Origin of the sequence: Nocardiopsis sp. RV163 (assembly GCF_001029525.1) — a bacterium.
Taxonomy (GTDB): domain Bacteria; phylum Actinomycetota; class Actinomycetes; order Streptosporangiales; family Streptosporangiaceae; genus Nocardiopsis; species Nocardiopsis dassonvillei.
Genome location: NZ_LEKI01000192.1, coordinates 1 through 9,208, shown reverse-complemented (window position 1 = coordinate 9,208; position 9,208 = coordinate 1). Strand labels below are relative to the sequence as shown.

At 74.6% G+C, this 9,208-nt stretch carries 7 protein-coding genes and 1 pseudogene; 4 read left to right on the top strand and 4 right to left on the bottom strand.

Features of this window, described 5'->3' with window-relative positions; genetic code table 11:
• Positions 1-293: 293 nt before the first annotated feature.
• Both ABD54_RS23490 and ABD54_RS27575 read left to right on the top strand, forming a co-directional pair.
• Positions 294-1,439 (top strand): cystathionine gamma-synthase, encoded by a 1,146-nt coding sequence (locus ABD54_RS23490; protein WP_047871710.1) that lies wholly within the window; start codon positions 294-296, stop codon positions 1,437-1,439.
• A 105-nt stretch (positions 1,440-1,544) separates the two neighbouring features.
• Positions 1,545-1,821, top strand: a pseudogene (locus tag ABD54_RS27575) (GntR family transcriptional regulator); the annotation flags it as partial.
• Positions 1,822-1,860: 39 nt separating this feature from the next.
• Here the strand turns inward: ABD54_RS27575 and ABD54_RS23485 are convergent.
• The 3 genes from ABD54_RS23485 to ABD54_RS23475 all read right to left on the bottom strand — a co-directional run bounded on the left by ABD54_RS23485 (position 1,861) and on the right by ABD54_RS23475 (position 5,126).
• A complete protein-coding gene (locus tag ABD54_RS23485; RefSeq protein ID WP_047871709.1) occupies positions 1,861-2,313 on the bottom strand; it encodes a hypothetical protein in 453 nt (150 codons plus the stop codon).
• A gap of 48 nt (positions 2,314-2,361) precedes the next feature.
• Positions 2,362-3,582, bottom strand: a complete 1,221-nt coding sequence (locus tag ABD54_RS23480; protein WP_047871708.1) for a VWA domain-containing protein — start codon at positions 3,580-3,582, stop codon at positions 2,362-2,364.
• Between the two features lie 152 nt (positions 3,583-3,734).
• Positions 3,735-5,126: a sigma 54-interacting transcriptional regulator gene (locus ABD54_RS23475; RefSeq protein WP_047871711.1), complete on the bottom strand. Its 1,392-nt coding sequence runs from the start codon at positions 5,124-5,126 to the stop codon at positions 3,735-3,737.
• Positions 5,127-5,339: 213 nt separating this feature from the next.
• Here ABD54_RS23475 and ABD54_RS23470 point away from each other — a divergent pair, with 213 nt between their 5' ends.
• A complete protein-coding gene (locus tag ABD54_RS23470; RefSeq protein WP_047871707.1) occupies positions 5,340-6,491 on the top strand; it encodes an FIST N-terminal domain-containing protein in 1,152 nt (383 codons plus the stop codon).
• 236 nt (positions 6,492-6,727) lie between these two features.
• On the top strand, positions 6,728-8,059 hold the full coding sequence (locus tag ABD54_RS23465; RefSeq protein ID WP_047871706.1) for a hypothetical protein: 1,332 nt from the start codon (positions 6,728-6,730) through the stop codon (positions 8,057-8,059).
• A gap of 359 nt (positions 8,060-8,418) precedes the next feature.
• Here ABD54_RS23465 and ABD54_RS23460 read toward each other — a convergent pair whose 3' ends face one another.
• Complete coding sequence (locus ABD54_RS23460) at positions 8,419-8,865, bottom strand: RDD family protein (RefSeq protein WP_235432169.1); 447 nt, start codon at positions 8,863-8,865, stop codon at positions 8,419-8,421.
• Positions 8,866-9,208: the final 343 nt, after the last annotated feature.

Below are 9,208 nucleotides of genomic sequence, written 5' to 3'. Positions count from 1 at the left end.
CGGGCGCGCCTGGGAGCCGTCCACAGGCGCGGACCGGGGCTGCCGCCGGAGGTGTCCGCCGAGCCGCCCCGGCCCGGGTCCTCCACCCGGTTCCCGCCCGTCTAGGGCCGCTACGCGGGCAGCACGGTGCCGGGGGTCCCCGGGGACCCCCCGTCATCCAGGAAACCGCGGGGAGGGCCTCCGGCGCCAGCCCCGGTCCGCGCCTGTGGACGGCTCCCAGGCGCGCCCGCGCCCACCGGAACCGGCCTGTGGAAAACGCGATCGGTGAGGTCAGCGGGCACTAAGGTGGCCCCATGAAGTTCGACGGGTTTGAAACGCTGGCCATCCACGCGGGGCAGGAGCCGGACGCCGGGACCGGGTCCGTGGTGGTGCCGATCTACCAGACGAGCACCTACGCCCAGGACGGCGTGGGCGGTCTGCGCCAGGGCTACGAGTACTCGCGCACCGGCAACCCCACGCGCGCCGCCCTGGAGGAGTGCCTGGCCGCCCTGGAGTCGGGCGTGCGCGGCCTGGCCTTCGCCTCCGGCATGGCCGCCGAGGACACCCTGCTGCGCACGGTTCTCTCGCCCGGTGACCACCTGATCATCCCCGGCGACGCCTACGGCGGCACCTTCCGTCTGGTCTCCAAGGTGGTCGAGCGCTGGGGTGTGCAGTGGGACGCGGTCGACCAGTCCGACCCCGAGGCCGTGCGCGCGGCCGTGCGGCCCAACACCAGGGTGGTGTGGACCGAGACGCCCACCAACCCCCTGCTCAACATCACCGACATCGAGGCCGTCGCGCAGATCGCGCACGACGCCGGCGCCCTCCACGTGGTCGACAACACCTTCGCCTCGTCCTACCTCCAGCAGCCGCTGACCCTGGGCGCGGACGTGGTCGTGCACTCCACCACCAAGTACCTGGGCGGGCACTCCGACGTGGTCGGGGGAGCGCTGGTGGTCTCCGACGCCGGACTGGGCGAGCGGCTGGCCTTCCACCAGAACACCATGGGCGCGGTCCCGGGGCCGTTCGACTCCTGGCTGACCCTGCGCGGGATCAAGACCCTGGGCGTGCGCATGGACCGGCACAGCGCCAACGCCGAGAAGGTCGTGGCGACCCTGGAGGGACACCCCGCGGTGCGCCGGGTGTTCTACCCCGGGCTGGACGCCCACCCGGGGCACAAGACCGCCGAACGGCAGATGAGGGCCTTCGGCGGCATGGTCTCCTTCGCGCTGCGTGAGGGTGAGAAGGCGGCGCTCGCCCTGTGCGAGCGCACCGAGGTCTTCACCCTGGGCGAGTCCCTGGGCGGAGTGGAATCCCTGATCGAGCACCCGGGGCGGATGACGCACGCGTCCACCGCGGGCTCCCCGCTGGAGGTCCCGGCCGACCTGGTGCGGATCTCAGTGGGCATCGAGGCCGCCGACGACCTGGTGGCGGACCTGCTCCAGGCCCTGGAGGGCTAGGAGGGGCGCCGAGCGGACCGGCTCGCGAAGGTCCGCGCGGGCGGCCCCGGGCAGCCTCGGCCCCCCGGGACCGGGGCAGGGGAGGGTTCAGAGCTCTCGTGGGCGGGGGTCACCGCCGTCCTGCGGACGCTGGGGTACCGCGAGGAGTGGAACTGGGACATCGTCGGCGCCCCGGACGCCCTCCCAGGACGGGGCGGACTCCTTCGGGCCGGGGCCGGGCATCCCGCTGCCGGTGCAGGAACGGGTGGTCTACGAGGGCATGCGCCCGCTGCGGTTCACCGAGACGATCATGCCCGCCAACCGGCGCAAGCTGCTCTACTCCGGCGGCGGTGCCCCCGAAGAGCTGCTGGTCCTGGCCTCGGACGTCAGCATCTTCGAGCGCTGGCCCCGCCGGGGTGGAGTCCCCTGCCCGGCGGACGGTTCAGCCTTCGTCGTCCGAGGCGTCCTCCGGCTCGCCCAGGAGTTCCGTGCAGTGGTCGTCCAGGTCCTGGCTCGCGTTGAGCAGGACCAGTGACCGGCTGGGGTCCCCGGCGAGCTCCTCGGGATCGTCGACCCACTGCTCCAGCTCGTCGGCAAACGCGGTCGCGGCCTCCCGGGAGCCGTCGTCCTCGACCTCCTCCGCGAAACTCCGCACGTTGTCGACCATGTCCTGGACATCCTCCGAGGAGGGAACCTGCGGGCGCGAGCCGGTGAGGCCCAGGACGAGCCCGACCTGGCCGAAGCACACCGGCGCGATGGCCACCGGCGCGGCCTCCGGTGACGCGGTCGCGGACGGCTCGGCCTCTTCCACCGGCTGGCCGGGTTCCGCGCACGAGCTGAGGACGACGACGGCCGCGACGGGGAGGAGGGCCGCGAGGGAGCGGGGGGAAGGCATGCGTACTCCGTCTCGTTCGTGTTGGAGCACTGATCCTATCCACACGCCCTAGCCGGGCCGCCGTGCGTCGCGGTGACCCAGGTAGCGGTCCACCACCAGCGGCCCCAGCGCCTCGGCTCCGGCGTGCACCACCCGCACCCCGCGCCGCCGCTCCAGCAGGTCCTGGAAGGCGCGCAGCCGCGGGTCGTCCGCCAGCAGGAAGAAGGTCACCTCGGCGCCCCCGCGCAGGACGGCGTCCAGTTCGGCGAAGGTCAGCTCCACCGTGCGGGGGGCCGGTGGCCAGGAGAACCGGGCGTCACCGTCCTCGCCCAGGTGCGCGGTGGGCTCACCGTCGGTGACCACCAGCACCTGCGGGCGCAGGCCGCCGTGGCGCCGCAGGTGGGCGCGGGCCAGCCGCAGCGCGTGGTGCAGGTTCGTCCCGGGGACGCGGCGCCAGTCGTGCGCGACCAGTGAGGCGGGGGACAGCTCCCGTGCCCGCTCACCGAAGCCGACCAGGTGCAGCCGGTCCTGCGGGCGGCGCGTGGACACCAGGGTGTGCAGGGCCAGCGCTGTCCGGGTGGCGGCCTCGTGCAGCGACCGGGTCACCATCGAGTGGGACAGGTCCACCAGCAGGGACACGGCCGCGGCCTCCGACGGCTCCGCCCCGGCCACCCGCACGTCCTCGGCCCGCAGCGCCACGCCGCGCTCTTCGGGGCGGGCCCGGCGCAGGGCCGCCTCGCGCACGGTCGCGACCGCGTCCAGCGGCCGGTCGCCGTCCTCGTCGCTCGGCAGGGAGGGGCCCGTGGGCTCCCCGCCGGGCGCGGTACCGCCCCGGTGCGCTCCGCCGAGGCCGCCGCGCCCGCGCCGGTAGGTCTCGGCCTCGCGCAGCGCGACCTCGCCCAGGCGGCGCAGCTCGCGCGGGCTCAGGCCGTGGTCGGCCCCGTCCAGGCGGGCCAGAGCCTCCCCGGTCTCCCGGCCCAGCACCCGGTCCAGCAGGCGCCCCAGGGCGGTGGTGTCCACCTCGCCGAGCGCCGAGCGGTCACCGTCTGCGTACCGGGACAGGGCCTCGTCCAGGGCGGACAGCGCCCGCCGGTCCTCCTCGGCCAGGGCCTCCGGACCGGTCGCGGAACCCGCTTCCGGACCCTCGGAGCCGGGTGCGGAGCCCGTCTCCAGGGCCGGGGCGACCAGCGCCATCAGCTCGCGCGCCGCAGCCACGGCCTCCTCCGGCGGGGGGTCGGGATCGGCCAGGGGGTCGGGGCCGCCCATGTACGCCCGGTACCGGAACCTCACAGGCGTCCGCCTCCCTCTCGCCTTCGCGCACGTCCCCGTACCTTCCCGGATCCGGGAACCGGCACTCCTGGCCGGGCGAGCCGACCACCGGACGGCCGCCCGAGCGGGCCCCGGCGCGTGGACGCCTCCGGAGAGCAATGCCTGGAAACCGCCTAGAAGCGGTAGACCCCTCCGTCGGGAAGTACGTCCTTGGACAGGCGGCGCTCCAGGTACAGGCCCTCCAGCGCGAACTCCACCACCGCGGCGGCCAGCCCCGGGGTCGGCGGCCCGTTCTCGTCCTCGGGGGCCGCGCGCCCGATCATCGCCGCGAGCCCCGGCACCGCGCCCACCCGCCGCAGCAGCTCGGCGGCGCCCACCAGGTCGCCGGTCTCCACCGTGCCGCCGCCCGAGAACCGGTCGGAGAGCCCGGACAGGTCCGCCGTCCCCAGGCGTTCGCGGAACGCCTCCGCCACCGCCCGGCGCAGCAGCGCGTGCAGGATCTCCGCCTCGCGGCCCTCGCAGCCCATCTCGAACTCGACCTTGCCGAGCAGCGGCTCCACCGCGCCGGGCAGGTCGCACACCCTGGCCACCGGGACCTCCTCGCCGCTCAGGGCCGCCCGGCGCAGCGCCGACGCCGCCACCGTCTCGGCCGCGGACACCGAGAAGCGCACCGACACCCCGGATCGGGAGTCCACCTTCTTGGAGGCGCGCACCAGCCGTGTGAAGCGCGCCACGGCCTCCAGCAGGTGCGAGGGCACCGTCGTGCCCTCGGGCAGGGCCGCCTCCTGGCGGACGAGCGCCAGTTCGTCGGCCAGGGTCAGCGGGTAGTGGGTGCGCACCTGCGCGCCGAAGCGGTCCTTGAGCGGGGTGACGATGCGCCCCCGGCTCGTGTAGTCCTCCGGGTTCGCGCTCGCCACCAGCAGCAGGTCCAGCGGCAGCCGCAGGTTGTACCCGCGCACCTGGAGGTCGCGCTCCTCCAGCACGTTGAACAGCGCCACCTGGGCCCGCGCGGGCAGGTCGGGCAGCTCGTTGACGCAGAACACGCCCCGGTTGGCCCGCGGCACCAGGCCGTAGTGGATGGTCTCGGGATCACCCAGGGATCGCCCCTGCGCCAGCCGCGCCGGGTCCACGTCGCCGACCAGCTCGCCCACGCCGGTGTCGGGCGTGCCCAGCTTCTCGCCGTAGCGCTCCGAGCGGTGCCGCCACACGACCGGCAGGCCGTCGCCCTCCCGCGCCGAACGGCGCACGCAGGCCGGGCAGACCGGCGCGTAGGGGTGGTCGTTGACCGGGCACCCGGCCACCGCCGGGGACCACTCGTCCAGCAGGGTCGCCAGGGTGCGGATCAGCCGGGTCTTGCCCTGGCCGCGCTCGCCCAGCAGGACGATGTCGTGTCCGGCCAGCAGGGCCCGCTCCACCTGCGGCAGCACGGTGCTGTCGAACCCGTGCACCCCGGGGAACCGGGGCCGTCCCGAGCCCATCCGCCGCAGCAGGTTCTCCCGCACCTCGGCGGTGACCGGCCGGTGGGCGTGCCGGTCGGCGACGTGGACCCGGCGCGGCTGGCGCAGGGGTCTGGTTTCCGGGGTTGGCGTGCTGTTTCCTGGATACAAGGGGGCCCAGGGGCTCCGGCCGCACCGTGCTGCCCGCACGCCGCACCGCTGCCGGAGTCCGTGTCCGTTCACCGGAAAACCTCCTGTTCGACGCCGAGGTGGAAGAATGGGACGTGACGGTGGAGTCCTGCGCCCGGCCGCGACGGCCGGCGAAACCGGGGGTGGCAACTGGTGGCACGGTTCGGCGATGCACTGACGACGGGGGCGGACCTCGTGAACGCGGCCGAGCGCGCCGTACTGAGCGCCCTGGAACAGGTGGACGGCACTACCGACCTGGTGTGCTTCTTCGTCTGCGGCGCCGATCCCGAGGAGGTCACCCTCGCGGGCAAACGCGTCATGGAACTGGCGGGCGACGCGGCCACCCTCGGATGCAGTTCCACCGGGGTCATCGGCGGCGGCCGCAGCGTCGAGGGCCAGGGCTCGGTCAGCGTGTGGTGCGCCGGTCTGCCCGGCGTGGAGATCACCCCGTTCCGGCTGGACACCGTGGTCGAGGACGACCACCTGGCCGTCATCGGCATGCAGGAGCCCGGCCCCCGCGACAGCGTGGCCATCCTGCTCACCAACCCCTACGAGTTCCCCACCCAGGCCTTCGTCCGCGAGTCCACCGAGGCCCTCGGCGGACTGCCCCTCGTCGGGGGCATGGCCGACGGCATGCGCGGCGAGGAGTCGGTGCGGCTCTTCTGCGACGGCGAGGTGGCCGAGCACGGTGCCATCGGCGTCCTCGTCGGCGGCGAGAACGTCCTCGGCACCGTCGTGAGCCAGGGCTGCCGCCCCATCGGCTCGCCCATGACCGTCACCAAGGCCGAGGGCAACCTCCTGCTCGAACTCGCGGGCACAAACGCCTACGAGAAGCTGGAGGAGCTGGTCGAGTCCCTCTCCGAGGAGGACCGCGAACTCGCCGAGCACGGACTGCACATCGGCATCGCCATGGACGAGTACGTGGACCGCCACGAGCAGGGCGACTTCCTCATCCGCACCCTGGCCGGAGCCGACCCCGAACTCGGCGCCCTCACCATCGGCGACATGGTCGAGGTCGGCCAGACCGTCCGCTTCCAGGTCCGCGACGCCGGTACCGCGGACGAGGACCTGGCCCGCCGCCTCAGCGACTTCGGCTCCGAGCACCCCGTCGGCGCCGGTCTGCTCTTCTCCTGCAACGGCCGCGGATCCTCCCTCTTCCCGCAGGCCGACCACGACGTCCTGGCCGTCCACCGCGTCCTCGGCGTCGACGCCGTCGCCGGGTTCTTCGCCGCGGGCGAGATCGGCCCGGTCGGCGGGGTCAACCACGTGCACGGGTTCACCGCCTGCCTGCTGGCCTTCGCCTAGAACGCCTGATTGCCCGCGCCGGCCGCGCGGCCGGTGCGGGCAATCAGGGACCGTGCCCGCCGCCACCGGGAGCCGGGCCGCGCCCGTTGCCGGCACAGGCCCCACCACCGTGTTCCCGAGTCGGACTTTTACCGCTATGAGACCGACACCCGACACGTGCTGCTTGAGTGCGTTCGCGAGGAATTGCTTACTGGGAGTGTCCATCTTGGTAACTCCACGTGTTTGGCAGGACGGGAATGTCCCACACGAGGCGCGAGCGCGCCAGAAGCACCGCGAAGACCCTGGCGTCCCTGGGCGCTCTCGTACTCCTCGCGCCCCTGCCCCCGGCGCCGGCGCTCGCGGAGGAGGGCTGGCTGCGCCAGGGACCGGGCTCCGCCGACCGGATCGGCCTGGTCCTGGAGTCCGGAGCGCTGCGCTTGGACGGCGACGCGGGCCACGCGCCCGGGATCGTGGCCCGGTGGGAGCCGCAGCCCCGGCACGGCGGCCTGGCGGTCTTCCCGCCGCAGCCGCTGGACGCCCCGGCCGACACCGTGGACGTGCGGGTGCGAACGGAGGGCGACCCCGGGGGGTTGGACACCGAGCTGCGCGGCGGCCGGGCCGACGGGGTGTGGACCGAGTGGCACCCCGTCGGGGCCGGGCGGGTGACGCTGCCGCACGAGGTCGCGCGCGTGCAACTGCGGGTGCGGGTCAGCGGGGAGGGGACCGGCCTCACGGGCCTGCGGATCCGCCCGCTGGAGGATGACGGGGAGCCGCCCCAGGAGGGTGGCACCGGGGAGCCGCCCCAGGACGGCGGTGTCGAGGGCCCCGGCGCCGACGACGAACACGCCGAACCGTTCTCGGCCACCCTCTTCGCCACCCGTATCGGCCTGGTCGGCAACACCACCGCCAACGGTCACCGGATCCGCGAGAACGACCACTTCGCCGCCCTGCCCTCGCGCCGGGGCCTGGCGGTCCGGGGCGGCGGCGAGTACACGGTGCGGGTGTGCACCACCGGCGCCCTGGGCCCCGAGGGGCGGGGCGGCACCGGGAACCACCGGCCGCGCTGCGCCTATCTGCCGGTGTGGGACGTGGGGCCCTGGAACACCAGGGACGACCACTGGAACGCCGAACGCGAGACCTGGCCCGATCTGGCACGAGGGCGCCCGCAGGCGCAGGCGGCCTACACACTGGGGCACAACGGCGGTCTCGACGGGTTCGGGCGGCGGGTGCGCAACCCGGCGGGCATCGACCTGGCCGACGGCGCTTTCCGGCAGGGGCTGGAGCTGCCGACCAACGGGTGGGTGCGGGTCGACTACCTGTGGACCGGCGAGTACCGCAGGCGCGCGCGGATCACCGCGGCCGACCAGCGGCACCCCGTGGTCGTGCGCGGGGGACCGGGGCTGGACTACGAGCCGGTGGGCCTGGCCGCGCACAGCGCCGACGTCGACGTGGCCTGCCAGGCCGTCGGCGACGCGATGGCGGGGACGTTCGGGACGAGTCGCGCCTGGTACCGGATCGGGGAGGGCGACTACGTCCCGGCCGTGTTCGCAGACGGCGGGGCGGACGCCCCGGCCTGCGCGGAGCCGTGAGGCGCGGGGTGCCGACGGTATGCGGGCAGCACGAGGCTGACGGGGCGGGGCCAACCTTCGCCGCGCCGGGACGTGTTCCTCGGAACATTCCGGTCCCGCCCGTCGCCCTCCACCGCACTCGACGCAGAGCCTTCGGCTCCAGCGCTTCCGCGATCACCGGGCCGTCCCTCGCCGCGCCGGTTCCGCTCGGAAAGCCGACCGGGCCGACCCGCGCGAACCGTCTCGCGGGAGACGCCCCGGACTGCCGCCCGCCGACCCGAGAGCCTCCACGGAAAACTCCCCGTGCCCCGGCGGGCCCGCGACGACAGGGGGGAGCTCCCGCCTGTGGACAACCCTCCGGCGCACCCGCCGGGGGCGGCTCAGGTGCGGATGACCACGGTCCCGGCGACCCGGTCGTGCAGGGCCCGCCTCTCGTCGCCGAGTGCCGCCATGGACTCGGCCAGCGTGAAGACGTGGCCCACGACCGGCAGGGACTGGGGGAAGCCGAAGAACGCGGAGCGGCCCATCGCCTGCCCCTGGCCGAGCCTGCCGCCGTCGGCGGCGTCGACCACCTTGATCCCGACCATCATCTTGCCGAGCGTGCGCCCCCAGGTGACCAGGTACAGCCAGTCGTAGAAGAACAGCAGCAGACCCCACCCGAACACGAACAGCAGCGCCCACAGGGTGCCCTCGGCGTCGGTGGTCTGGTCGCTGCCGGTCAGGATCACCGTCACGACGGCCATCAGGACGAAGAACGCGAACGCGGCGATCACCACGAGGACGTAGTCGATGGCGCGGGCGGCCAAACGGCGGCCGAACGTGGCCATCTCCGGAGCCGGAGCCGGGGCCGGAGGCGGCACCGGGCCCGGGAACACGCCCTGCACCGGCACGCCCCATCCGGCCCCCGGAGGGGGCGCGCCCCGGCCGGGCACGGGGCCGCCGGGGCCCCAGCCCCCGTTCGGGGGCGGATACGCGCCGGGAGGGGGTTCCTGGGGGTTCCAGTGGGGCGAGGACATGTCGGCAGGGAATCCCTCGGTTGGTCGGGTCGGCGGCCGGGGAAGCCGCCGCGAAAGTGTGCTTCGAGACTACGACGCGGGGAACCCCCCGGAGGATCCCCGCCGCACACGCGAGGGGGCGCCCCGGCCAGGGGCGCCCCCAAAGCGGCGGGGG